The organism is Levilactobacillus paucivorans (assembly GCF_001437125.1).
GTDB classification, from domain to species: domain Bacteria; phylum Bacillota; class Bacilli; order Lactobacillales; family Lactobacillaceae; genus Levilactobacillus; species Levilactobacillus paucivorans.
This window is the reverse complement of the sequence record NZ_JQCA01000046.1, coordinates 1-273: the sequence shown is the minus strand read 5'-3', so window position 1 is coordinate 273 and position 273 is coordinate 1. Positions and strand designations below refer to the sequence as shown.

The 273-nt window shown below is 44.7% G+C and carries 1 protein-coding gene; it reads left to right on the top strand.

Annotation, left to right across the window (positions count from 1 at the left end; genetic code table 11):
• Positions 1–24 precede the first annotated feature (24 nt).
• A partial coding sequence (locus tag IV54_RS04740) for a helix-turn-helix domain-containing protein (RefSeq protein ID WP_157054357.1) occupies positions 25–273 on the top strand: 249 nt, incomplete at its 3' end.

Sequence of the window (273 nt, the reverse complement as noted above, 5' to 3'; positions counted from 1 at the left end):
CACAAACAAGAAAGAGGTATCTTCATGACCCGAATTAAGAATATCATATCTAATCAGTATCACCAACTCAATTTAGCTGAACGTGGTCGAATTGAAGCCCTAAGGGGCTTAGATTGGTCCATCCGCCGGATTGCCAAGGCTCTTCATCGTAATCCCAGTACGATTTCGCGTGAATTAAGACGGGGGACAACAACACAGATTAACGCTAATACTCGTATCTTCGAACAGTCATATCTGGCGGAAACTGGCGAAGCAGTTTATCGTAAGCACCGG